Below are 23053 nucleotides of genomic sequence, written 5' to 3'. Positions count from 1 at the left end.
GCACAGTAATGTGTTGTTGAGTTGACTGGTACTAATAGGCCGAGGACTTGTCTACGAAGATGTTGCGCATCCACTCTACGGTTCTGAAACACCACCCTGGAAGGGTGTGTTGTTTCGTAGTGTTTCGGTGGTTTTAGCGTCAGGGAAACGCCCGGTCCCATTCCGAACCCGGAAGCTAAGCTTGACAGCGCCGATGGTACTGCAACCGAAGGGTTGTGGGAGAGTAGGACACCGCCGAACTTAACAAAACGGTTAGGCCCCGGTTGAGGACCAGTGATGGTTCTCCCGGGGCCTTTCTGCATGCCCAAAACCCGTGTCGTCCGCTCAGGTATGGGAGTCGGCCGTCCGGGTGCGCGTGTCGGCCTTTCTAGGTCCGCGTGTTGACCTTCTGATCACGCGTGTCGGCTCCCCAGTCGCGGGTGTCGGCGCTGCAGTCACGCGAGTTCCGCGGTCAATCACGCGAGTTCCGGCCCGGATCACGCGAGTGACAGCCCGGATCACGCCGGCGCCGACCCGCGGCCCAGCCCGATACCCGCCCAATCACGCGTGATGCCTCTCCAGGCACACCCGATGCCTCCCGGATCACGCCGACTGGCGGCCCCCAGGTACGCGAATCGACGGTTTGGGCACGCGAGCCGGCCCACACCGGTCGCTGCGGCCGGGGTGATCGAGGGAATCTCGCGTGATCAGAGCCGGATCTCACGTGATCCGGGCCGGAACTGGTGTGACTGCAGCCGGAAGTGACGTGATTGCAGCCGGAACTCGCGTGATTGCGGGGCCGGTAGGCCCGGCTGAAGAGCCATCTCGCGTGACGGGGGAGGCATCTCGCGTGACTGGAGGGGCATCACGCGTGATTGGGGAGGCATCACGTGTGATTGGAGGGTTGACTCGTGGGGTGGGGACGGGAGTGGGGGTAGAGCAGGGGGCCAGGAGCGGAGCTCCTGGCCCCCTGGGGACCGAAGTGACGAAGTGACGAAGGGGATCGAAGGGAGGTGTGGGGTTACTTGACGGCGGAGCCGGCCTGCCAGTCGGCCCAGGACTTGGACCAGTCGCCGTACAGGTCCCACACCGGGAGCTGCGGACCGCCCGAGTTGGTCACCTCCACGACGTCGCCCAGGCCCATGTTCTGGAAGAACCACTGGGCGTTCGCGCCGTTCAGGTTGATGCAGCCGTGGGAGACGTTCGAACTTCCCTGCTGTCCCACGCTGTTCGGGTTCTCGTGGACGAACTCGCCGTCGTTGGAAATCCGCTCCGAGAACTTCTCGTTCGACCGGTACGCCTTCGGATCAGGCGGGCAGACGCCGTACGTGCACGAGTCCATCGTGTAGTTCGCCTGCTTGTCCGAAATGACGTGCGCGCCCAAATGGGTCGGGGTGGCGTCCTTGCCCATCGAGATCGGCATGGACTTCACCATCGCGCCGTTGTGGAAGATCTGCATCTGCTCGGTGTTCCCGTCCGCCTTCGCGATCCAGGAATCGTGCACCTTGTACGTCTCCGTGCGATCCTCCGCGCCGAAGACGCCGTTGCCGAAATCGACGCCGTAGATCTTCGCCGTCACCTTCAGCGTCGTGCCGGCCTTCCAGTACTCCTTCGGCCGGTAGTGGACGTTCGAGTCGTCGATCCAGTACCAGCCGCCCTCCTGCTTGGGCGTCGACTCCACCGACAGCGCCTTCTCGACCTCCGCCTTGTTCTTGACGGCGATCTTGCCGAAGCTGAAGACGATCGGCTGGCCGACACCGACACCCGTGCTCGCCACCGCGGACGGCGCCGGGATCAGGTTGGCGTTGGCCTGTTTCTTGGGCGCGATCGTGCTGATCTGGTTGTCCTGCTCGATCGGCTTCCCGTCGGCGCCCTGGGCGTGCGCGACGATCTTGTACGTCGCGCCGTAGCCGAGGGGCTCGGTCGAGGTCCAGCGGAGGCCGTCCGTGGCGAGCTTGCCGGCGACCGTCTTTCCCTTGGCCGTGTTGGTCACGGTGACGTCGACGAGCTTCCCGTTGGCCGCCTTCACGACGACCGGCGTCGCCGGGTTCACCGCCGCGCCGCCGGCCGGCTCGAACGTCACCGCGACCGGCGTTGCGGACGGCGACGCCGAATCGGACGCGGAGGCGCCGCCGGCGGGCGTGCCGCCGTCGTCACCGGACGAACAGGCGGAAAGCAGCAGTGCTCCGGCGAGGATTCCGGCCACCGAAAGTAAAATCTTCTTGGGGAGCATATTGTCTCTTTTTTGGGAAATCGGGATCGGCGGGCATTCGTCATCAAAACTACGCGATAGCGATGACGTTCTTCGCAGCGGATCGGTGCATCGGCGTGACGCGGATCACGTGACGACGAGGCCCGGCGCCCCGTAAAGTCCCGGCCCGCTCACGGTGATCGCGTCCAGGAACTCCCGCGCCGCCGCGTACGCCTCTTCCGCCAGTGCTTCCGTGTGCCCGAAGTCGAGCGGGTTCACCCGTGCCGGCGCCGGCCCGGGCAGGTACACGACGGGCACCTGCGCGGCCGCCACCGGCGCTTCCAGCACCGCCTGGTTCCGCATGGAGATCATCGCGGTGAACATCATCACCTCGGCGAACGTCCGCGGCGCCTCCGGCAGCTTCCCCGGGAACGCGCAGTCGAGCACCACCAGCGACTGCGCGCCCATGGCCAGCGCCTGCCGCATCGGCACGTTCGCGACGAGCCCGCCGTCGTACAGCAGCCGGCCCTCGTGCTCCACCGGCGGGAAGATCCCCGGGATCGCGCAGCTCGCCAGCAACGGCTCGAGCAGCCGCCCGGACCGGATCAGCAGCGGCTCCGCCGTGTCGACCTGCGTCGTGACGACGCCGAGCGGCAGCGCCAGGTCCTCGAAGCGGGTGTCGGCGCCGAGGTGGTCGGCGATGATCGCCGTCAGGCCGCTATTGGGGAACAGGTGCGTCTTGCTCTGCGTCAGCGTCCGGACGCGGCTCAGCACGCCGCCCGGGAACGCCTCGGCCCGCGTCATGTGCGCCCAGATGCCACGCAGGCGCTCCAGGGCGTCGCCGCCGGTGCGGGCCAGCACGGCCGCGTTGAGCGAGCCCACCGACGTGCCCGCGACGAGGTCCGGCGCGACCCCGTCCTCGGTCAGGGCGCGCAGCATGCCGACCTGCATCGCGCCGAGGCTGCCGCCGCCACCGAGGACGAACCCGATCGGCCGGGGAAGATCCGCGAGACTCATACCGCCGAATGTAGTAAGCCCGACTTTCGCAGGTCGTGCCGGCCGTGAAGACGGCGTTAACCTGCTGGGCGTGGCCGAGCTGGAGCTGCGGCATCTCAGGGCTGTCCGCGCCGTCGCGGACGGTGGCAGTGTCAGCCGCGCCGCCACGGTGCTCGGCGTCAGCCAGCCCGCGCTCACCGCGCAGCTCAAGCGGATCGAACGGATCCTCGGCGGTGACCTGTTCGTCCGCGGCCCGAGCGGGGTGCGCCCGACCGAGCTCGGCCGGTTCGTGCTGTCCCGCGCCGACGCGCTGCTGTCCGACATGCAGGCGCTGGTCGCCTCCGCCCGGCAGCACGGGGAAGGCGTCGCCGAGACGCTCAAGATCGGGTACGTGCCGCTGCTCATCATCGGCCGGTTCATCGAAGAGCTGGGAGACCTCGAAGTCCAGACGTACGCCGAACCGGCGTCGCTGACCTTGCTCAAGCTGCTGTCGACCGGACGGGTCGACGTCGCGTTGCTCGAACGCTTCGACGGCACCGAGTCGCTGCACTTCGCCGGCCTGACCGTGCGGACGCTGGCCACCGAACCGATCTTCGTCGGCATCGCCGAAGGGCATCCGGCGATCCGCGATGGTGTTGTCGACCTGGCCGACCTGGCCGGCTGCGACTGGATTCTCCCGCCACCGCACGAAAACTGCGTGCGCGTGCGGTTCCTGCAGGCGTGTGCGGCGGCCGGGTTCACGCCGCGGGTGCGGCACTTCACGTCCGAGGCGGGCACCGCGGGGACGCTGATCGCGCAGGGCGCCGTCTGTCTCGCGCAGGCGGCTTCGGCGCCGCCGCCGGGTCTCGTCGCGCTGCCGCTCGCGGGTGACCCGCTCTGGACGACGCTGTTGTTCGCGACGCGTGAGGACGACGCGCGCACACCGGCCACCGACGAGGTGTTCCGGTGCGCGGAAGTCGCGTATGCGGCGTCGCGGCAACGGAATCCGCACTTCGCGCGCTGGTGCGGGCTGTTGCCTGCCCGATAGGCGGCATAACGCCGGTGTTATCCCCGCTGGGATTACTGCCCGGCGCGGCAACGGGAGAAGCTCACGAAGTCCCCACCTGTTGCCGACAAGGAGCAACGAATGCACTTCAGACGAGCAATGGCGCTCGGTGTGCTGTGCGCGGCCGTCCTCGGCCTGCTCTCGCCGCCCGCGTCCGCCGCACCCCGGGCCGCCACGACGCTGCCCATCAGCCAGCTGGTCCAGGAGCAGGACCAGTGGTGCTGGGCCGCGAGCGGCCTGACCATCGCCCGGTTCCTCGGCTACGGCGCGAGCGTCAGCCAGAACACCTTCTGCGACTACTCCCGCGGTTACCCGGCCGGTTCGCAGTGCCCCAACCAGGCCGGCGAGCTGACCTACGTCCAGCGCGGTTACCAGGCGCTCGGGCTGCGGCCCGGCACGGTCACCAACGCGCTCAGCTTCGCGTCGGTGCAGAGCGAGATCACCGCGCGGCGCCCGATCGAGACCGGCATCTACTGGACGGCCGGCGGCGGGCACGCGCAGGTGATCTACGGCTACGACGCGAGCGGGCTGGTGTACTACGGCGACCCGTGGCCGAGCAGCCAGCGCTACAGCGCGATGGCGCACTCGAGCTACGTCCGCAATGGACAGTTCCAGTGGGCGCAGTCCCTCTACCGGATCGGGGCGTGAGATGAAACTCTTCCGTGGATTCGGTGTCCTGCTCGCGGGTGCGGCCCTGGTGGTCGGGTTCGGTGGCACGGCTTCGGCTTCTTCTTCCGACGTCGACGCGGCCAAGCAGGCGGTCGCTTCGGCGAGCACGCAGCTCTCGGCGTTCTTCGGGCAGCTCGACGCCCGTGCCGGGGTCGCCCGCGCCGACGTGGCGCAGACGCCCGAAGTGACCGGTGAGCCGCTGAGCGTCTACTCGCTGGACCCGGCGTTCGTCGCCGGGACGCCCGGTGCGAAGCCGGCGGCCTTCGCGTACTTCGCGGTGCGCGCTTCGGCGTCGACGGGCCGGCAGGCCACCGTGTGGGTGACCCGGGAAGCGGCCGGCTGGACCGCGACCAACTTCACGACGGGCACCGAAGAGGTGACGTACCCGGCGCAGGCCGGCGCGGACCTCGTTTTCACCGAGCCGCAGGTCAACGCGTGGTACCGGCTGCGCGACGGCCGGGTGCTGCCGCTGAACGACCCGGCCCGGCAGCGGGTCGGCGACGGCGTCACGCTGCCGGCGTACCAGCAGCTGGTGCACCGGTTGTACGGCGACAAGCTGCCCGGCTCGGCGTACCGGGCGCAGGGGAAGTTCGGCGGGTACGACCTCGCCGCGACGCCGGCTCCCGCGCTCTCGCCGAGCTCGGGCCCGGGTTCCTGGCCGTTCGTCGCCGGTGGGGCGCTGTTGGCGCTCGGTTTGATCGGCTGGGCCACCGGCAAGGCGGCGCGCGCCCGCCGCTGACGCCGGGAGGGTGCGGCTCGGGCACGCCCGGGTCGCACCCTCGTGGGCTTCGTGCGCGCCGGTTCTGCTCGGCTTCGCCTGCGCCCCAATGTGGCCTTCGGTGCGTTGAACGCAACCAAGGCGGCCTTCGGTGCGTTGAACGCAACCAAGGCCGCCTTGGGGCGCTGGAGGGTGGGCCGGGGGGCGCGCGGTCAGGGGACCTTTTCCGGCTCGCGTTCCGGCGTCGCGAGAGCCTTCCGCTTCTTCAGGCGCAGCAAGAAGAACACCGCCACGGCCACGAGCACACCGACCACGATCAGCCCGCCGGTGTTGAGCGCCCCCTCGATCCGCTTCGCCGCTTCACCCAGGGCTGCGCCGATGCTGATGTGCACCAGCGACCAGCAGAACGCGCCCGCCGCGGCGGCCGGGAGGAACTTGCGGAACGGCAGGCCGGAAGTGCCCGCCGCGGCCGGGGTGAGCGTCCGGATCACCGGCAGGAAGCGGGCGAAGAACACCGCCCACGCTCCTCGGCGCTCCAGGACCCCGGTCGCCTTGTCCCACGCTTCCAGGCCGTACTTGCGGATCAGCTTCGTCTCACGCAGCCGCGGCCCGAACCGGCGGCCGATCAGGTAGCCGAGCGCGTCGCCCGCTGTGGCGCAGACCGTCACCACCAGCCACAGGACCACGAACCGCGCGACGGTGTTCGCCGTCGTCGCCGCGATGAGCAGCCCGGACTCGCCCGGGGCCAGGAAACCCAGCCCGATCGTGCATTCGGCGAACACCAGGCCGCCGGTGGCCGCGACGAGCCACGGTTCCGGGAGTCCTTGCAACCAGCTGAGGAGGTCCGAAACCAGGGCCATGCCACCCACTTTACCGATCCTTTAAGGATGGGGGGGTGACGTGCGTCACCGCGCCAGGAGTGACGCGGCCTCCTGAGCTGCGGGTCCTTCGACGGCGAGGTGCTGGAGGTTCTCCGGCAGGACCTCACCGCGGTGGGCCTTGGTCTGGGCGTAGAGCCGTCCCGCGCGGTACGACGACCGCACGAGCGGACCGGCCATCACACCGGCGAAACCCATCGCTTCCGCCGCGCGAGAGTGCTCGACGAACTCCTCCGGCTTGACCCAGCGGTCCACCGGGTGGTGCCGCGGCGACGGACGCAGGTACTGCGTGATCGTCAGGATCTCGCAGCCCGCGTCGACCAGATCCTGCATCGCCGGCGCAACCTCGTCCGGGGTCTCGCCCATGCCGAGGATCAGGTTCGACTTCGTCACCAAACCGGCTTCACGCGCAGCGGTGATGACCTCAAGCGACCGCGCGTAGCGGAAACCGGGACGGATCCGCTTGAAGATCCGCGGCACCGTCTCCACGTTGTGCGCCAACACCTCCGGCCGCGAACCAAACACCTCGGCCAGCTGCGCGGGGTCGGCGTTGAAGTCCGGAATCAACAGCTCGACACCGGTACCCGGGTTCAAGTCGTGAATCTGACGCACGGTCTCCGCGTACAGCCACGCCCCACCGTCAGAAAGGTCATCACGGGCCACGCCGGTCACCGTCGAGTACCGCAGACCCATGGCCTGCACCGACTCCGCGACCTTCCGCGGCTCAGTCCGGTCCAGCTCAGCGGGTTTCCCGGTGTCGATCTGGCAGAAGTCACACCGGCGCGTGCATTGATCCCCACCGATCAGGAACGTGGCTTCACGGTCTTCCCAGCATTCGTAGATGTTGGGACAACCGGCCTCTTCGCACACGGTGTGGAGACCTTCGCGGCGCACCAGGCCCTTGAGTTCGGTGAACTCCGGCCCCATCCGCACCCGCGTCTTGATCCACGGCGGCTTCTTCTCGATCGGCGTCTCGCTGTTGCGGACTTCCAGGCGCAGCAGCTTCCGGCCTTCAGGTGCAGCACTCACGCCCTCAACCGTACGCCCGTCCGGGCTACGCGGGATCGGGGGTGACGTCGGTCAACTTCGCCGTGAGCTCCCACAACGCGGACCCCAGCGGCTCGATGCGCGCGGTGGCCAGCGTCGGCACGCGGACCGGGTAACCGCGGAGGTTTCCGAGACCACGCGGGGCGAAGTACGAACCGCCTTCGACGCCGTCCGCGGTGGCCGCGTACAGCTGGGGGAGGGCGCCGAGACGGGGGCCCTGGGCGAACAGGACCTCGCCGAGGCGGTGCCCGCCGGCGATCACCGACCGGACCACCGGGTTCGAGTACGAGCGCGCCATGCCGCTGCCGAGCCCGGTCGCGGTGTACCCGGGGTGCGCGGCGACGCTCAGGATGTCCGAGCCCGACGCGCGCAGGCGCCGGTCCAGCTCGACCGCGAACACCTGGTCGGCGAGCTTCGACTGGCCGTACGCGGTGGCCGGGTTGTAACGCCGGTGGTCGCCGTTCGGGTCGTCGAGGTGGATGCGGGCGCCGGTGGCGGCAAGGCTTGACAGCGTGACGACGCGGGCGTGCCGACCGCCGCGCAGGGCGGGCATCAGCAGCCAGGTCAGCGCCGCGTGGCCGAGGTAGTTGGTGCCGAACTGCAGCTCGAAGCCGTCGGCGGTGCGACCGCGGGCGGTCGCCATCACGCCCGCGTTGTTCACCAGGATGTCCAGCCGGTCGCCGGTCAGCTCCCGGGCCGACGCGGCGGCCGCGCGCACCGAGGCGAGCTCGCTCAGGTCCAGTGGGACGAGCTCGGGCTCGGTGCCCGCGGCGGCCGCCTTGACGAGGTCCAGTGCCTTCGCCCCGCGTTCGGCGGAGCGGCAGGCGAGGAGCACACGGGCCCCCTTGCCCGCGAGCACCTCGGCGGTGCGCAGCCCGAGCCCCGAATTCGCCCCGGTGACCAGGGCGGTCCGGCCGGTCTGGTCGGGGATGTCGGCGTCGGTCCAGCGCTCCGTCATGCGCTCTATTTACTCCTGTTACGCACTGGGCGCGAGCAGGCGCCGCAGGTGTCCCATGACGGGACGGCGGCGGACGGGCTCGTCGTGGCTCGTGCGCAGCAGCGCCTCGAGCGCGTGACCCACCCGGACGATCTCGTCGCCCGGCTCACGCGCGTCGGCCAGCCCGGCCGTGACGGCGAGCATCCGCAGCTCGCCTTCGTGCATCCGCCGCAGCGACACGTGCCGCTCGAAAGCGCCGTCGAGCACCGCGCGCAGCGTCTCGTGCTCTTCGACGGTGGCACGCCAGGCGCGCGTGACGGCGTCGACGTGGTCACCGAGGCCGTCGGCGTCGTCCGGGTCGGTGACCTCGGCGCGCAGCCGTCCGCTCAGCACCTGCGTCCACTTGTACTGCAGGGCGGCCAGGACGTTTTCCTCGGTGCCGAAGTGCTCTTCGGCGCCCGGGACCTCGTCGAGCGGCAGCGGCGCGCCCGGGTTCCGGGCGGCGAGGCGGACGATCGCGTCGAGGATTTCCTGACGTCGGTAGAAGTCGGTCCAGCTCATCGTGGGGCTCCCCTTCCGTGGCGGGCGTCATACCGCGGGTCTGCGGCATACTCCCGGTACGGACCTGACCCGGTGAACATACCATGGGTATGGAGAGATCTTCCGGGCGTAATGTTGTGAAGGTGGCGACAATGAGGTCCAGACGGCTCGACTATTCGGAGTCGACGCGGTCGGCGCTGGTCGACAGCGCGGTGGAACTGTTCACCAAACGGGGTTACGCGGGTACCTCGCTCGACGAGATCGCCAAACGCGCGCGGGTCACCAAAGGTGCGCTGTACCACCACTTCAGCGGCAAGCAGGCGCTGTTCGAGGCCGCGTTCGACCAGGTCGAAAGCCTCGTCTACGACCGCCTCGAGAAGATCATGTCCGGGGACGGCTCCCCCTGGGAGCGGGCCCTCGGCGGCCTCAACGCGTTCATCCGCGCCTGTCTCGACCCCGCCTACCAGCGGATCGCCATCCACGAGGCCCCGGTCGTCATGGGCTGGGAGCGCTGGCGCGAAGCCGAGGAGCGCTGCAGCTTCGGGCTCGTGCGCTCGGGCCTGCAGTCGCTGATCGACGCCGGTGAGGTCGAGCCGGTGCCGGTGGAGGTCACCGCGCGGCTGCTGTTCGGCGCGCTGTCGAGCGCGGCCACCGAGATCGCCAGCTCGCCGGACCCGAAGAAGGTCGGCGCCGAGATCGAAGACGTGATCGTCCGCATGCTGGTCCGCCTGCGCCGCACGGAGCCCGACGTCTCTATAGGCTGACGCCGTGGACTTGAGGATCTTCACCGAGCCCCAGCAAGGGGCCAGCTACGACGACCTGCTGCGCGTGGCCAAGGCGACCGAAGACGCCGGGTACGACGCTTTCTTCCGCAGCGACCACTACCTGAAGATGGGCTCGGCCGACGGCCTGCCCGGCCCGACCGACGCCTGGATCACCCTGGCCGGCCTGGCCCGCGAGACCAGCCGGATCCGGCTCGGCACGCTCGTCACCGCGGCGACGTTCCGGCACCCCGGCCCGCTCGCGATCTCGGTCGCGCAGGTCGACCGGATGTCCGGCGGCCGGGTCGAGTTCGGCCTCGGCGCCGGCTGGTACGACGCCGAACACGAGGCGTACGGCCTGACACTGCCGCCGCTGAAGGAGCGCTTCGACCGCTACGCCGAGCAGCTCGAGATCGTCACCGGCCTGTGGAAGACGCCGGCGGGCGAGACGTACTCGTTCAAGGGTGACTACTACACGCTGAGCGACTCGCCGGCGCTGCCGAAGCCCGCGCAGCACCCGGCGCCGCCGGTGATCATCGGCGGCGGGGGCAAGAAGCGCACCCCGGCGCTGGCCGCGCGCTTCGCCGACGAGTTCAACCTCCCGTTCGCCGACCAGGACGTCGCGACCGCGCAGTTCGCCCGTGTCGAGGCGGCGGCCCGCGAGATCGGCCGCGACCCGAAGGAGATCCTGCGCTCGGTGGCGCTGGTCGCCGGGGTCGGCCGGGACGACGCCGAGGTCGAGCGGCGGGCGGCCGCGATCGGGCGGGACGTCACCGAGCTGCGGGCCGGCGGCCTGGCCGGGTCGCCCGCCGAGGTCGTCGACCGGCTCGGGCAGTGGCGGGAGAAGACCGGGGTCACCCGCGTCTACCTGCAGCTGCTGGACCTCTCGGACCTCGACCAGCTCGAGCTCATCGCGGCCGAAGTCGCGCCTCAGCTGGACTGACGCCCGGCGCCGGCCGCCGCGCGCACCAGCGCCGCGACGGCCGGCGAGCGGGTGCTCGCCGGCCACGCCAGCACCGTGGTGACGTCGGGGGCGTCGACGACCGGCACCGCGACGTGCTCCGGCCACTGCCAGGCCCGGCTGGACGCGGGGATGACGAGCAGCGTCTGGCCCAGGGCCACCAGCTGGGCGAGCTTCGACTGGGTGCGCACTTCGGGCCCGGGCCCGTCGGGGTAGGAGCCGTCGAGCCGGGGCCACCGCGCGATCGGCAGGTCCGGCACGTTCTGGACGTCCGCGAGCGTGAGGTGCTCGCGGGCCGCGAGCGAGTGCTTCGCGGGCAGGATCGCGACCTGGCCCTCGACCTGCAGGTCCTCGGTGTCGAACCCGGCGAGGTCGTCGTACGGGCGGTGCATCAGCGCCACGTCGGCCTGCCCGTCGCGCAGCAGCCCGGCCTGCTCGCTGACCTCGCACAGCAGGACTTCCACCGGCGGCGCGCCGGGATCTCCCGCGACCGTGTCGAGCAGCCGCTGCAGGAGTTCGTGGGACGCGCCGGCCTTCGTCGCGAGCACCAGCGGCCGCTTCGGGTCCGCGGCCCGGCGCGTGCGGCGCGCGGCGGCGGTGACCGCGTCGAGGGCGACGCCGGCCTCGCGCAGCAGCACGCTGCCGGCGTCGGTCAGCGTCACCCCGCGGCGGTCGCGGTCGAAGAGCCGGACGTCGAGCCGCTGCTCGAGGAGCCGGATCGCGCGGGAGAGCGGCGGCTGGGCGATCCCGAGCCGGTCGGCGGCGCGGCCGAAATGGAGCTCCTCGGCGACGGCGATGAAATACCGAAGCTCACGCGTCTCCAGGTCTCGCACGAGTTCCAGCGTACCCATCACTGATACCCGGCAAGTATCACAACGTACTGAAGCGATCTTGGACGCCGTCCGCCGTCGCGCCGACGATGGACGACGTGAACACCACGAAGACCGCGCTGGTCACCGGCGCGAACAAGGGAATCGGCTTTGCCATCGCGCAGGGCCTCGGCACGCTCGGCTTCACCGTCGCGGTCGGCGCGCGGGACGCCGGCCGCCGCGACGAAGCCGTCGAGAAGCTCCAGGCCACCGGCGTCGACGCGTTCGGCGTCGCCCTCGACGTCACTTCCGAGGAGAGCGTCACCGCGGCCGCGGCGGCCGTCGAAGAGCGGGCGGGACGGCTCGACGTCCTGGTCAACAACGCCGGGATCGCCGGCCGTATCGACGACGGCGCCCAGGACCCGGCCACGCTCGACCTCGACGTCGTCCGGACCGTCCTCGACACCAACGTGTTCGGCGTTGTCCGCGTGACGAACGCGCTGCTGCCGCTGCTCCTGCGCGCCGACGCGCCCCGCGTGGTGAACCTCTCGAGCAGCATGGGTTCGCTCGCGCTGCAGCCCGGCCCGGTCCTGGCCGCCTACGCGCCTTCGAAAGCGATGCTCAACAGCGTCACGACGCAGTACGCCCGGCGGCTCGCCGACACGAAGGTCATCGTGAACGCCGCCTGCCCCGGGTTCGTCGCGACCGACTTCACCGGCTTCAACGCACCCCGGACGCCCGAGCAGGGAGCCGCGGTCGTGCTGCGGCTCGCCACCCTCCCGGACGACGGCCCGCGCGGCGGCTTCTTCGACGACGAAGGTGTTGTCCCGTGGTGAATCCGCTCAGTTCTGCAGCGCGAAGGTGACGCCGGGGGCCTGCGGCGCTTCCGGCCGCGGGAGCCAGCGGTCCTCGCTCACCGGGAGCTCGCCTTCGAGGGCCGCGAGGACGGCGTCGCGGGCCAGCGGCAGCACCGCTTCCACACTGACGTCCCGCTGCAGCTCGTAGGACAGCGACGTCACGCCCGCGTCGCGGATGCCGCACGGGACGATGCTGTCGAACGCGGCCAGGTCGGCGTTGCAGTTGAGCTCGAAGCCGTGCATCGTCACCCCGCGCTGGACGCGGATGCCGATCGCGGCGATCTTGCGCTCGATGCCGCGGTCGTCGGCGGGGATCCACACGCCGCTGCGGCCCTCGACGCGGCCGCTGTGCACCCCGAGCTGGTCGCACACGTGGATCAGCGCCTCTTCCAGCCGCCGCACGTAGTGCACGACGTCGATCGGGTCGGCGAGCTTCACGATCGGGTAGCCGACCAGCTGGCCGGGCCCGTGCCAGGTGATCTTGCCGCCGCGGTCGACGTCGATCACCGGCGTGCCGTCGGTCGGGCGGTCGGCCGGCTCGGTGCGCTTGCCCGCGGTGTACACCGACGGGTGCTGCAGCAGGAGCATCGTGTCCGGCGAAGTGCCGTCGGCGCGGGCGGTGAGACTGCTCCGCTGGAGCTCCCAGGCCTCGGTGTAGTCGATCGTGCCGAGCTCCCGGACGTCGACGGGCTCGGTGCTGGCGCGGCAGGTGGTGCGGGAAGAACTCACCCGTCGAGGCTACGCCCGTCACCCGCCGGAAGCAGGCGCAAGGCACCGGCTGAGAGCAGCCCGACACCGGTCACGGCCAGCACCGCGCCGATCGTGTCGGTGACCCAGTGCACCCCCAGCACCACGCGGCAGACGGCGATCAGCACGACCGCCACGACGACCACCACCGCCACCCGGCGGACCAGCCGCGGCCACAGCCACGCGCACAGCAGCAGCACGACGAACCCGGTGCTCGCCACCGACACGACGTGCCCGCTCGGATAGCTCAGGTCCGGGTAGTCGCGCGGGCGTTCGCGCAGGAAGACCGGCTTGAACACCAGGCTGGTCAGCCGGCACAGCACGAGCACGACGGCCAGCCGCACGCACAGCCCGAGGTGCTCGCGCCGGCGCAGCGCCAGCGCGAGCAGGGCCGCGCCGAGGACGAAGGGGAGGACCGGGCCGAGGACGTCGCTCACCGCCTGCGCGACCCGGCCGAGCGGCCGCGCGTAGACGCCGTGCAGCGCGTTCGCGACTTCGACGTCGAGGGTCAGCGGCTGCCGCGCGACACTCAGCCCGAGCAGGACGAACGCGGCGGCGAGCACCCCGCCGACGACCAGCCAGCGCACCCGCGGAACGGTCATGCGGCCGCGAGCGCGCTGTCCAGCGTCGGGTGCCGGAACCGGTACCCGGAGCGGTCCAGCGCGGCCGGGACGGCCCGCTGCCCGAACAGCGCCATCTCCTCACCCGCCTGGCCGAGCACCGCCTTGAGCGCGAACCCGGGCACGAACCACGGCGCGGGCCGGTGCACCGCTCGGCCGACCACGCGGGTGAACTCGGCGTTGGTCACCGGCGCGGGCCCGGTCAGGTTCACCGGGCCGGACAGGTCGTCGTGCGTCAGGGCGTGGACGATCGCGCCGACTTCGTCCTCGAGGGCGATCCACGGCATGTACTGGCGGCCGTCGCCGAGCCGTGCGCCCAGGCAGAACTGGAAGAGCGGGCGCAGCAAGCCGTACAGGCCGCCCTTCGACGACAGGACCAGCCCGGTCCGGATGTTCACCACGCGCGCGTCGCGGGCCGCCGCCGTCGCCGCTTCCCAGCTTTCGCAGAGCTCGGCCAGGAACCCTTGCCCGCGCGGGGAGTTCTCGTCCACAGTGGACGGTCCGGGGTTGCCGTAGTAGCCCACGGCGGAGGCGTTGAGCAGGACGCCGACCCCGTGTTCGGCGACGGCTTCGGCGAGCACCTCGGTCGGCTCGACCCGGCTGTCGATGAGCTCCTGCTTGCGCATCGCGCTCCACCGGCCGGGGAACAGCGGCTTGCCACCGAGGTTCACGACGGCGTCGACCCCTTCGAAGGCGCCGCTGGAGATGGTGCCCGACGGCGGGTCCCAGCGGAACTCACCACCACGCGGCTCGCGGCGCACCAGCGCGCGCACCTCGTGGCCGTCGCGCCGCAGGCGTTCGCCCAGCGCCGACCCGATCAAGCCGCTCGCTCCGGCGATCAGTACTCGCATGAGTCGATCGTGGCCCATCGGAGTCCGACACGCACTCCGGGTCCGGGAACGGCGATGGCCGCCACGGGAGTTCCCGTGGCGGCCATCACCGGGGTGAGTCAGAGACCGAGCTCGTCCTCGAAGTTGCCCTCTTCCAGCCGCTGCTTGATCGTCATCAGGAAGCGGCCCGCGTCGGCCCCGTCCACCAGGCGGTGGTCGTAGGTCAGCGGGAGGTACGCCATCGACCGGATGGCGATGGTGTCGTTGCCGTCGGCGTCCGTCGCGACGATCGGGCGCTTGACGACCGCGCCCGTGCCGAGGATGCCGGACTGCGGCTGCACGATGATCGGCGTGTCGAACAGGGCGCCGACACTGCCGATGTTGGTGATGGAGAACGTGCCGCCGGACAGCTCGTCGGGCTTGATCTGGTTGGCCCGCGCGCGGCCCGCCAGGTCGGCGATGCGGTGCGCGAGACCGGCCAGGCTCAGCTCGCCGGCGTCGTGGATCACGACCGAGAGCAGGCCGCGCTCGGTGTCCACCGCGATGCCCAGGTGCACGGCGCCGTGGTAGGTGATCTCCTTCGTGTCCTCGTTGTAGGACGCGTTGACGTTCGCGTGCTGCTTCAGCGCCTCGACCGTGGCCTTCGCGAAGAACGGCAGGAACGTCAGGTTGACGCCCTCGCGCTCCTTGAAGGCCGCCTTCGCCCGCTGGCGCAGCTTGGCGATCTTGGTCACGTCCACTTCCTGGACCTGCGTGAGCTGCGCGGCGATCTGCAGCGACTCGCGGGTCTTGGTGGCCGTGATCTGGCGGATCCGGCTGGCCTTCTGCACGGTGCCGCGCAGGGCCTGGACCTCCGGGGAGACCGCGGTGGCCGTCGGGCGCGGGGCCGCCGGGGCCGCGGCCGCGGGAGCCGGCGCCGCCGGAGCAGCGGCAGCCGGGGCCGGGGCGGCCGCCTTCTGCTTCTCTTCGGCCGCGGCCAGGACGTCCTGCTTGCGGATCCGGCCGCCGACACCGCTGCCGGTCAGCGACGCGAGGTCGATGCCGTGCTCGGTGGCCAGCTTGCGGACCAGCGGCGTGACGTACGGGCCGTCCGCCGAGCTCTCCTTCGCCGCGGCCGGCTCGGCCTTGGGCTCGGGCTTCGGTTCCGGCTTGGCCTCCTGGACCGGCTCGGGCTTCGGCTCCGGCTTGGGTTCCGGCTTCGGCTCGGGCTTGGCCTCCTGGACCGGCTCCGGCTTCGACTCGGCCTTCGGCGCCGCGTTCGCGTCCCCGATCACGGCCAGGACCCCGCCGACCTCGACGGTCTCGTCCTCGCCCGCGCGGATCTCCAGCACCGTGCCGGCGACCGGCGACGGCACCTCGGTGTCGACCTTGTCGGTGGAGATCTCGAGCAGCGGCTCGTCGACCTCGACCGAGTCGCCGACCTGCTTCAGCCACCGGGTGACGGTGCCCTCGGTGACGCTCTCGCCCAGCTCGGGCAGCTTCACCTCGGTGCCTTCACCCCCGGCGGCCGGCGCGGTGTCCGGCTTGCTCGGCGCGCTCTCCGGGGCGCTGTCCTGGGCCTGCGGCTCGGGCTCGGACGACGGCTCGGGCGCGGACTCCTCCTGCGCGGGCTCTTCCTGCGCCGGGGCGGACGACTCGGGCGCGCCGCCCGAACCGTCGTCAATGACGGCGAGCTCGGCGCCGACCTCGACGGTCTCGTCCTCGGCGGCGCTGATCTTCACGACCGTGCCCGCCACCGGGGACGGAACCTCGGTGTCGACCTTGTCGGTCGAGATCTCGAGCAACGGCTCGTCGACCTCGACGGTGTCGCCCTCCTGCTTAAGCCACCGGGTGACGGTGCCTTCGGTGACGCTCTCCCCGAGCTCCGGCAGTGTGACGGAGTAGGCCATCGTTCGCTGACTCCTCTTTCAAGATTCTGCGTGGTCTGGATTCTGCTGGTGAGACGTCAGCTGTGCACGTGCAGCGGCTTGCCGGCCAGGGCAAGGAACGCTTCACCGAGGGCCTCGGTCTGGGTGGGGTGCGCGTGGATGAGCGGGGCGACGTCCTCGGGGAAGGCCTCCCAGCTGTAGATGAGCTGCGCTTCGCCGATCAGCTCGCCGACGCGGTCGCCCACCATGTGTACACCCACGACGGGCCCGTCCGGAGCCTTGACGAGCTTGACCCCGCCGGAGGTCTTGAGGATCTGGCTCTTGCCGTTGCCGCCGAGGTCGTAGGTGAACGTCGTGACGTCGGCGCCGTACTTCTCCTTGGCCTGCGACTCGGTCAGCCCGACCGACGCGACCTCCGGGTGCGAGTAGGTCACCCGCGGGATGCCGCTCTCGTCGATCTCGCGCGGGGCGAGCCCGGCGATCTCCTCGGCGACGAAGATGCCCTGCTGGAAGCCGCGGTGCGCGAGCTGCAGGCCGGGGACGATGTCGCCGACGGCGTAGACGTTCGGCAGGTTGGTGCGCAGCCGCTCGTCGGTGAGGACGAACCCGCGGTCGATCTTGACGCCGGCCTCCTCGTAACCGTGGCCGGCCGAGTTCGGCCCGCGGCCCACGGCGACCAGCAGCAGGTCGGCTTCGAGGGTCTCGCCGGACTCCAGCGAAACGCTCACGCCGTTGTCGTCCTGCTTCGCGCCGGTGAACCGCACACCGGTCTTGAAGGCGATCTTGCGGCGGCGGAAGGCGCGCTCGAGCTGCTTGGAGGCGAACTCGTCCTCGTTCGGGACCAGCCGGGGCAGCGCCTCGACGATGGTGACGTCCACGCCGAAGGAGGCCCAGACGCTGGCGAACTCGACGCCGATCACGCCACCACCGAGGACGACGACCTTCTTGGGGACGTAGTCGAGGGCGAGGGCCTGCTCGCTGGCGATGACGCGGCCGCCGAGCTCAAGCCCGGGCAGCGTGCGCGAGTACGAGCCGGTCGCGAGGATGACGTTCTTGCCGGTGTAGCGGGTGCCGTCCACCTCGACGGTCGTGCCGCCGACGAACGTGCCGCTGCCCTCGACGAGGTTCACCTTGTGCGCCTTGGCCAGGCCCTGCAGGCCCTTGTACAGCCGGGAGACGATCCCGTCCTTGTACTTGTTGACCCCGGCGATGTCGATGCCCTCGAAGACGGCCTTGACGCCGACCGCCTCGGCTTCGCGGGTTTCGTCGGCGACCTCGGCTGCGTGCAGCAGGGCCTTGGTCGGGATGCAGCCCCGGTGGAGGCACGTCCCGCCGAGCTTGTCCTTCTCGATCAACGTGACGGAAAGGCCCAGCTCGGCCGCGCGGAACGCCGCGGCGTAGCCGCCCGATCCGCCTCCCAGGATCACGAGGTCGGCGGAGGTGTCGGTCACTTCAATAACTCCTCGGCAAGCAGTGGGGTGGTGCTCTGTCGTCGCCTGTGCCCGGTATAACCGCGCGCGCGACACCCGCCATCTTGTCACTACGCCGGACGGGGCTGCGACCTAGCCGGGTGTGCGACACCGACCACACGTGGACATCGGGATAATGAGGGGCAGAAGTCTCGGGAGGGAAGGTGGTCGCGGTGGGGCTGTTCGACTCGCTGCGCAGGCGCGCCAAGGGCGGGCAGAAGGCCGGCACGCTGCGGAAAGCCAGTTCCGAGGACACCCGGCACCTCGAGGAGTGGGCGGCCACGCGCCGGGGGGTCGAGGCGTTCGTCGAGCCCAGGACGAACGTCACCGAGACCACTGTGGTGTTGATCGCCCACGACGGTGAGTGGACCCGCCGCCGCATCGGCAGCCTGGAGTCCGCGCAGCAGTTCGGCCACCGCCGGTCGATCCCGGTCTACGAGGTCGCGCGCGTCGGCTACCCGAAGCGGATGCGCGAGTACACCGAGCGGAAGAAGCGCGGTCAGGTCTAGGTGGACCGCGACGCCTACTGTGCCGACGGCCACCGATCCGGCCACAGTCACGGCCGAATGACTTCGTGTGAACGGTCACCTGCTGCTCCAGCGTCGGCCTGCTTTTGCCCGGATCGGTACCTGGAAGCCGCGGTCCGTGACGTCCTGGTCGGCGACGTCGACGACCGGGTCGGGCACGCCGCCCTGCTGCTCGCTTCGGCCGGGGCGTTCGGCGACGCCGACCACCTGGTCACCCAGTGGGCCGCTCGCGCCGAACGGCCGGTGACCGCGCTCGTGCCGTCCGCGGTGGTGGCCCGGGCCTGGGAGATGCTCTTCGAAGCCCGCGGCGCGCGGCCGGAGTGGGCCGCGGCGCTGCCGCCCCTCGACCTCGACGCCGAGGAGCGCGCCCACGAGACCCACCTCGCCCGGCCGGCCGCCGACCTCCTCGACGGGACACCGCTGGCGCCGGTCGTCACACACCTCTCGCCGTCGCGGCCGCACCGGCTGCGGGCCGCGATCGCCGCCGGTGACCTGGGCGAATGGGCGTCGCTCGCGGCGGACCAGGCGCGTCCGGATGTCGCCGCGCTCGCCGCGTCACGGCCTCTGGCGCGACAGCTGGCCGCCGGCGCCGACCCGCTCGGCCTGGGCGAGTGGACCGGCGTGTGCGCGGACGCGCTGGTGGCCGCGCTCTACGAGCGGTACCCGCCCGAGACGGGGTCGTGGTCCGACCTGGTCGGCGAAATCCTGCGGCTGCGGGGGAGCCGCTCGGCGCCGCCGCCGGCGTCACCCCGGGCGGTCGACGCCGTCGAGGCGCGCCTCGGCACCCGGCTGCCGCACCGCGAGTTCCTGCTGACCTGCGACGGCCTGCCCGCGGACGTCGTCTTCCCGCGGCTGCTGGGCACCGCCGAGCTGCGCGCGGTCGACGGTGTGGTCGTGCTGTCGGACCCCGCGGTGCTGCTGTTCGCCGGCGGCCACGTCGTGGAGGTCGACCCGGTGCTCGGGACGTCCGTGCACGAATCGTTCCGGGCGGTGCTGGAGCAGCACCTGCGGCTGCTCCAGCAGAGCGCTTAACCCGGGGCCGGCCACGATGCGGTGCCGCGGATTACCTCGAAACCGGCAAGCGCCCCAATGTGGCCTTCGGTGCGTTCAACGCACCGAAGGCCACATTGGGTGCGTTGAACGCAACCAAGGCCACATTGGGGCGCTGTCGGGTCAGCCGTTCGCGGCGATGTCCGCGAGCACCGCGGCGATCGTGCGGACCGGGACGCCGGTGCCGCCCTTGCCGGTGTAGCCCCACGGCGAGCCGGTGTTGAACGACGGGCCCGCGATGTCGATGTGGACCCAGTCGAGGCCGTCGGCGACGAACTCGCGCAGGAAGATCCCGGCCGCGAGCATGCCGCCCCAGCGGTGGCCGGTCACGTTGGCCAGGTCGGCCAGGCGGGAGTCGAGGTCGGCGCGCAGCTCCTCCGGCAGCGGCATCGCCCAGCCGTTCTCCCCGGTGGCCCGCATGATCCCGGCGACGCGGTCGCGGAAGTCCTCCGAGCCCATCACGCCGGCGGTGCGGTTGCCGAGCGCGACGACCTGGGCGCCGGTCAGCGTCGAGGTCTCGATCAGGTAGTCCGGGTTCTCCTCGGCCGCGCGCACCATCGCGTCGACCAGGACGAGCCGGCCTTCGGCGTCGGTGTTGAGGACCTCGACGGTCTTGCCGCCGTACATGGTGAGGACGTCACCCGGGCGGTACGACGTCCCGGACGGCAGGTTCTCAGCCAGCGGGATGTGCGCGACGACCTCCAGCGGGTACTTCAGCTTCGCGGCCAGCACGACCGACGCGAGCACGCCGGCGGCGCCGGACATGTCCGAGGTCATGTGGTCCATGTTGGCGGCGGGCTTGAGCGAGATGCCGCCCGAGTCGAACGTGATGCCCTTGCCGACCAGCGCGACCTTCTTGGCGGCCTTGGCCGGCTTGTAGGCGAGACGCACCAGGCGGGGCTGGCGGGCCGAGCCGCCGCCGACCCCGAGGATGCCGCCGAAGCCCTTGCGCTTGAGGGCCTTCTCGTCGAGGACCTCGAACTCGAGGCCGTTGTCCTCGGCCAGCTTCTTCGCGCGGTCGGCGAAGGAGGCCGGGAAGAGGTCGTTCGGCGGGGTGTTGATCAGGTCGCGGGCGGTGAGGACGGCCTCGGCGATCGCGGTCGCCGCCTTCAGCGTCGCCTTGTGCTCCCGCGCGGTGCCGTCCGACGGGCTCGCGAAGTCGAGCTTCGCGACCGGGGCGTCGCCCTTCTCCGAGCGGTACGCGGTGAAGACGTACGAGCCGAGGACCGAGCCCTCGACCGCAGCCTGCAGGTCGATCCCCGACAGCGTCACGAACGCGCGGTCGGTGCCGGCGAGCGCGCGGCCGGCGGCGCCGGCGGCGCGGCGGACCTGCTCGGGGGTGACGCCGTCACCCTCCTTGCCGAGGCCGACGGCGAGCACGACCCCCGCCGGGAGCTTGCCCAGCGTCGGGATCTTGACGACCTCTTCGGCCTTGCCACTGGCGCCGAGGGTGGCGAGCAGGCCGGCGAGGCGGCCGTCGAAGGCGGCGTCCACGGCGGCGGCGCCGGCCGCGAGCACCGGGCCGTCGTCGCCCTGCAGGGTGCCGATGACGACCACGTCGGCGCGCGTCTTGGCCAGTGCCTCCCCGGTGTTGTCGGACAGGGCGAGCTTAGGCACGGTCACTTCTGGCTCCTCGCGCGTTCTCGGTGGTACCGGGCGCCGGCCCGGACAGGATCGTGAGCCATGCTAATGACGACCGGACCACGGGTGAACACAGGGAGAGGGAGGGCCGCGTGCGGCTGGGCGGTGGGCTGCTGGTGGCGCTGGCCGCCGGGGCGGCGGGCGCGGGCTGGTTCCTGCTCGCCGGGCTGGTGCTCGCGGCGGTCGCCGCCGGGGTGTCGGCGCGGGTGCCGGAACCGGGGGACGCCCTGGTCGACCGGGTCGTGGTGGCCGTCGCGCGGCTGGCGGAGGTGACGGTCTACGCCATCGCGTTCGGCGCCTACGTCTTCCCCGCGCACCGTGAGCTCGCCGCCGCGGGGTTCGTCGTCGTGGTCGCCGGCGCGGGGTTCGCCGGGCTGAAGATCCCGACGATCGTCGGGCGCGTCGCGGCCGGGGTGCTGCTCGCGGCGGGGCTCGTGCTGGTCGCTTTGTGCGTCGTGGTGCCGCCGGTGGCGACGGCCGGGGGCGGACTCCAGCCGCCGGACTTCGCGGGGGTGCTCGTCGCCGCCGTGCTGGCGCTGCCGTTCCTGCGGCCGGCGAAACGCGAGAACGCCGGCCTGCGTGTGCTGCTGCTCGGCGCGGTCGCCGTGCTGACCGCCTTCGCCGCCCTCTACCAGCTCGGCGCCGTCCGGCTCGGGTTGTCGCTGACGTCGTTGCGTGACCTGCTCTCGGCCGCCGACGCGGACGCGCTGCAGCCGCTGCTCACCGTCGTGGCCGTGGTCGCGACCGTGGTGCCCGCGCTCGCCGCCGGCGCCGAGGTCCGCGAGCGGGCCGGGACGCCGGGGCTCGTCGGGCTCGTCGGGCTTGTTGTCGCCGCGGTGGCCGCGTACTTCCTGCCCGCGCTGCCCGTTCTGGTGCTCGCGGGGCTGGTGACCGTGATCGAGCTGCTACTGGGCGTGCGCGCGCGCCGGTACAGTGAGTCGCGTGAGTGATCGACGCGGGCGGCCGGGGGAGACCGTGCTCGAACGCTTCCACCGCCCGGACGGCTCGATCGGCCAGGTGCACCCGCTGCGGGTGCTCGACGACGACGGCCGTGTCCTGCGGGGCTGGATCCCGGCGGGCACCCCGATCGTCGGCAGCCGGCTCGCCGACGGCCGCCTGATGCGCGACGCCCCGCTGGACCAGCGGTTCCGCATCCCGCGGGTGGCGGTCGCGGACTCCTGGCACGGCACGTCGACCCTGCGGCGGATCGCCGACGACGAGTGGTCGTCGGTCTGGTGGTTCTTCGACCTCGAAGGCCGGTTCAAGAACTGGTACGTCAACCTCGAGATCCCGCTCGGCCGCTCGCCGGGCGCCCTCGACCGGATCGACGGGGTGCTCGACGTCGTCGTCGAACGGGACGGCGCCTGGCGCTGGGACGACGAAGACGAAGCCGAGGCCGCTCTGGAAGTCGGCCGCCTGACGCGGGACCAGCTGGACCGGCTGCGCGCGGAAGGCGAGCGGATCGGCGCGCTGGCCGAGCGCGGCGCCTACCCGTTCGACGGCACCGACACCGACTTCCGCCCGGACCCGGGCTGGCCGGCGCCGGAGCTGCCCGCGGGACTGCTGGCCGAGCTCAGCCCGCGGTGAGCAGCAGGATCAGCGCCAGCACGGCGTTGACCACCGCGAGGATGACCACCGACTTCGTCGGGATCACCTTCGGGAACACGGTCTTGTCGTGGATGCTGCGCCACCACACGATGCCGAAGACACCCGCGACGAGGCCGAGGAAGCCGCCGAAGCCGCTGCTGAGCACGGCCCAGCCGACCATGCCGAGCAGGCCGACGCCGAAGGTCAGCAGCACCGCGGTGACGAACGTCTTGACGTCGGTCCCGCCGGTCTTGGGCCGGGGCACCGGCTCCGTGGAGTAGGTCACGCCTTCATCTTAGGGTCAGCACGCCGCGGGCGCGGGGCAC

Annotated in this window: 24 protein-coding genes and 1 rRNA gene; 11 read left to right on the top strand and 14 right to left on the bottom strand. The window is 71.4% G+C overall.

All coding sequences use genetic code 11. The features are described 5' to 3' along the window. The first annotated feature begins 123 nt into the window (after window positions 1-123). A 5S ribosomal RNA gene (gene rrf / locus ACZ61C_RS18690) occupies window positions 124-240 on the top strand. Window positions 241-1000: 760 nt separating this feature from the next. Here the strand turns inward: rrf and ACZ61C_RS18685 are convergent. Next, window positions 1001-2212, bottom strand: coding sequence for a L,D-transpeptidase (locus ACZ61C_RS18685; protein WP_465308230.1), 1212 nt, complete (start codon window positions 2210-2212; stop codon window positions 1001-1003). 105 nt (window positions 2213-2317) lie between these two features. Then, window positions 2318-3187, bottom strand: a complete 870-nt coding sequence (locus ACZ61C_RS18680) for a patatin-like phospholipase family protein (protein WP_465308228.1) — start codon at window positions 3185-3187, stop codon at window positions 2318-2320. A 70-nt stretch (window positions 3188-3257) separates the two neighbouring features. Here ACZ61C_RS18680 and ACZ61C_RS18675 point away from each other — a divergent pair, with 70 nt between their 5' ends. The 3 genes from ACZ61C_RS18675 to ACZ61C_RS18665 all read left to right on the top strand — a co-directional run bounded on the left by ACZ61C_RS18675 (window position 3258) and on the right by ACZ61C_RS18665 (window position 5619). Then, window positions 3258-4193 carry a LysR family transcriptional regulator gene (locus ACZ61C_RS18675; protein ID WP_465308226.1) on the top strand — a complete coding sequence of 312 codons (936 nt, stop codon included), beginning with the start codon at window positions 3258-3260 and terminating at the stop codon, window positions 4191-4193. 99 nt (window positions 4194-4292) lie between these two features. Further along, window positions 4293-4859, top strand: a complete 567-nt coding sequence (locus tag ACZ61C_RS18670) for a papain-like cysteine protease family protein (protein ID WP_465308224.1) — start codon at window positions 4293-4295, stop codon at window positions 4857-4859. 1 nt (window position 4860) lies between these two features. Then, a complete protein-coding gene (locus ACZ61C_RS18665) occupies window positions 4861-5619 on the top strand; it encodes a hypothetical protein (protein WP_465308222.1) in 759 nt (252 codons plus the stop codon). 191 nt (window positions 5620-5810) lie between these two features. Here the strand turns inward: ACZ61C_RS18665 and ACZ61C_RS18660 are convergent, their stop codons facing one another. Genes ACZ61C_RS18660 through ACZ61C_RS18645 form a run of 4 tightly spaced genes read right to left on the bottom strand, consistent with a single transcriptional unit; the run spans window position 5811 to window position 9021 of the window. After that, complete coding sequence (locus tag ACZ61C_RS18660; protein ID WP_465308220.1) at window positions 5811-6458, bottom strand: DedA family protein; 648 nt, start codon at window positions 6456-6458, stop codon at window positions 5811-5813. 45 nt (window positions 6459-6503) lie between these two features. Further along, complete coding sequence (gene lipA, locus ACZ61C_RS18655; RefSeq protein ID WP_465308218.1) at window positions 6504-7505, bottom strand: lipoyl synthase; 1002 nt, start codon at window positions 7503-7505, stop codon at window positions 6504-6506. A 25-nt stretch (window positions 7506-7530) separates the two neighbouring features. After that, complete coding sequence (locus ACZ61C_RS18650; protein WP_465308216.1) at window positions 7531-8481, bottom strand: oxidoreductase; 951 nt, start codon at window positions 8479-8481, stop codon at window positions 7531-7533. Between the two features lie 18 nt (window positions 8482-8499). Next, window positions 8500-9021, bottom strand: coding sequence for a hypothetical protein (locus tag ACZ61C_RS18645; RefSeq protein WP_465308214.1), 522 nt, complete (start codon window positions 9019-9021; stop codon window positions 8500-8502). Between the two features lie 131 nt (window positions 9022-9152). On the opposite strand from ACZ61C_RS18645, the gene ACZ61C_RS18640 reads away from it, so the two are divergent. After that, window positions 9153-9764, top strand: coding sequence for a TetR/AcrR family transcriptional regulator (locus ACZ61C_RS18640; protein WP_465308212.1), 612 nt, complete (start codon window positions 9153-9155; stop codon window positions 9762-9764). A 4-nt stretch (window positions 9765-9768) separates the two neighbouring features. Then, complete coding sequence (locus ACZ61C_RS18635) at window positions 9769-10704, top strand: LLM class F420-dependent oxidoreductase (protein WP_465308210.1); 936 nt, start codon at window positions 9769-9771, stop codon at window positions 10702-10704. Here ACZ61C_RS18635 and ACZ61C_RS18630 read toward each other — a convergent pair. Beyond that, window positions 10692-11555 carry a LysR family transcriptional regulator gene (locus ACZ61C_RS18630; RefSeq protein WP_465308208.1) on the bottom strand — a complete coding sequence of 288 codons (864 nt, stop codon included), beginning with the start codon at window positions 11553-11555 and terminating at the stop codon, window positions 10692-10694. The genes ACZ61C_RS18635 and ACZ61C_RS18630 overlap by 13 nt on opposite strands. A gap of 86 nt (window positions 11556-11641) precedes the next feature. On the opposite strand from ACZ61C_RS18630, the gene ACZ61C_RS18625 reads away from it, so the two are divergent. Continuing rightward, on the top strand, window positions 11642-12367 hold the full coding sequence (locus tag ACZ61C_RS18625) for an SDR family oxidoreductase (protein ID WP_465308206.1): 726 nt from the start codon (window positions 11642-11644) through the stop codon (window positions 12365-12367). Window positions 12368-12373: 6 nt separating this feature from the next. Here ACZ61C_RS18625 and lipB read toward each other — a convergent pair whose 3' ends face one another. The 5 genes from lipB to lpdA form a co-directional block, all read right to left on the bottom strand. Further along, window positions 12374-13117 carry a lipoyl(octanoyl) transferase LipB gene (lipB, locus tag ACZ61C_RS18620; protein WP_465308204.1) on the bottom strand — a complete coding sequence of 248 codons (744 nt, stop codon included), beginning with the start codon at window positions 13115-13117 and terminating at the stop codon, window positions 12374-12376. Beyond that, on the bottom strand, window positions 13114-13737 hold the full coding sequence (locus ACZ61C_RS18615; RefSeq protein WP_465308202.1) for a phosphatase PAP2 family protein: 624 nt from the start codon (window positions 13735-13737) through the stop codon (window positions 13114-13116). The genes lipB and ACZ61C_RS18615 overlap by 4 nt, the downstream gene beginning before the upstream one ends. After that, a complete protein-coding gene (locus ACZ61C_RS18610) occupies window positions 13734-14606 on the bottom strand; it encodes a TIGR01777 family oxidoreductase (RefSeq protein ID WP_465308200.1) in 873 nt (290 codons plus the stop codon). Before ACZ61C_RS18610 ends, ACZ61C_RS18615 begins: the two co-directional genes overlap by 4 nt. 98 nt (window positions 14607-14704) lie before the next feature. Beyond that, the gene (gene sucB / locus ACZ61C_RS18605; protein WP_465308198.1) at window positions 14705-16474 is read right to left on the bottom strand and encodes a 2-oxoglutarate dehydrogenase, E2 component, dihydrolipoamide succinyltransferase; all 1770 of its coding nucleotides are present in this window, start codon (window positions 16472-16474) and stop codon (window positions 14705-14707) included. Between the two features lie 56 nt (window positions 16475-16530). Beyond that, complete coding sequence (gene lpdA / locus ACZ61C_RS18600; protein WP_465308196.1) at window positions 16531-17904, bottom strand: dihydrolipoyl dehydrogenase; 1374 nt, start codon at window positions 17902-17904, stop codon at window positions 16531-16533. 182 nt (window positions 17905-18086) lie between these two features. Here lpdA and ACZ61C_RS18595 point away from each other — a divergent pair, with 182 nt between their 5' ends. Both ACZ61C_RS18595 and ACZ61C_RS18590 read left to right on the top strand, forming a co-directional pair. Then, the gene (locus ACZ61C_RS18595) at window positions 18087-18431 is read left to right on the top strand and encodes an oxidoreductase (RefSeq protein ID WP_465308194.1); all 345 of its coding nucleotides are present in this window, start codon (window positions 18087-18089) and stop codon (window positions 18429-18431) included. Between the two features lie 57 nt (window positions 18432-18488). After that, the gene (locus tag ACZ61C_RS18590; RefSeq protein ID WP_465308192.1) at window positions 18489-19481 is read left to right on the top strand and encodes an SMI1/KNR4 family protein; all 993 of its coding nucleotides are present in this window, start codon (window positions 18489-18491) and stop codon (window positions 19479-19481) included. 141 nt (window positions 19482-19622) lie between these two features. Here the strand turns inward: ACZ61C_RS18590 and ACZ61C_RS18585 are convergent, their stop codons facing one another. After that, window positions 19623-21122: a leucyl aminopeptidase gene (locus ACZ61C_RS18585; protein ID WP_465308190.1), complete on the bottom strand. Its 1500-nt coding sequence runs from the start codon at window positions 21120-21122 to the stop codon at window positions 19623-19625. A 110-nt stretch (window positions 21123-21232) separates the two neighbouring features. On the opposite strand from ACZ61C_RS18585, the gene ACZ61C_RS18580 reads away from it, so the two are divergent. Further along, complete coding sequence (locus ACZ61C_RS18580) at window positions 21233-22090, top strand: hypothetical protein (RefSeq protein ID WP_465308188.1); 858 nt, start codon at window positions 21233-21235, stop codon at window positions 22088-22090. After that, window positions 22083-22727: a DUF402 domain-containing protein gene (locus ACZ61C_RS18575; protein ID WP_465308186.1), complete on the top strand. Its 645-nt coding sequence runs from the start codon at window positions 22083-22085 to the stop codon at window positions 22725-22727. Before ACZ61C_RS18580 ends, ACZ61C_RS18575 begins: the two co-directional genes overlap by 8 nt. On the opposite strand, the gene ACZ61C_RS18570 is transcribed toward ACZ61C_RS18575, so the two are convergent. Further along, window positions 22714-23013 (bottom strand): hypothetical protein, encoded by a 300-nt coding sequence (locus ACZ61C_RS18570; protein WP_465308184.1) that lies wholly within the window; start codon window positions 23011-23013, stop codon window positions 22714-22716. The genes ACZ61C_RS18575 and ACZ61C_RS18570 overlap by 14 nt on opposite strands. Between the last annotated feature and the right edge of the window lie 40 nt (window positions 23014-23053).

The organism is Amycolatopsis sp. NPDC104587 (assembly GCF_055583645.1).
Note: the sequence above shows the minus strand (reverse complement) of the source record. Positions and strands in the feature narration are given on the sequence as shown.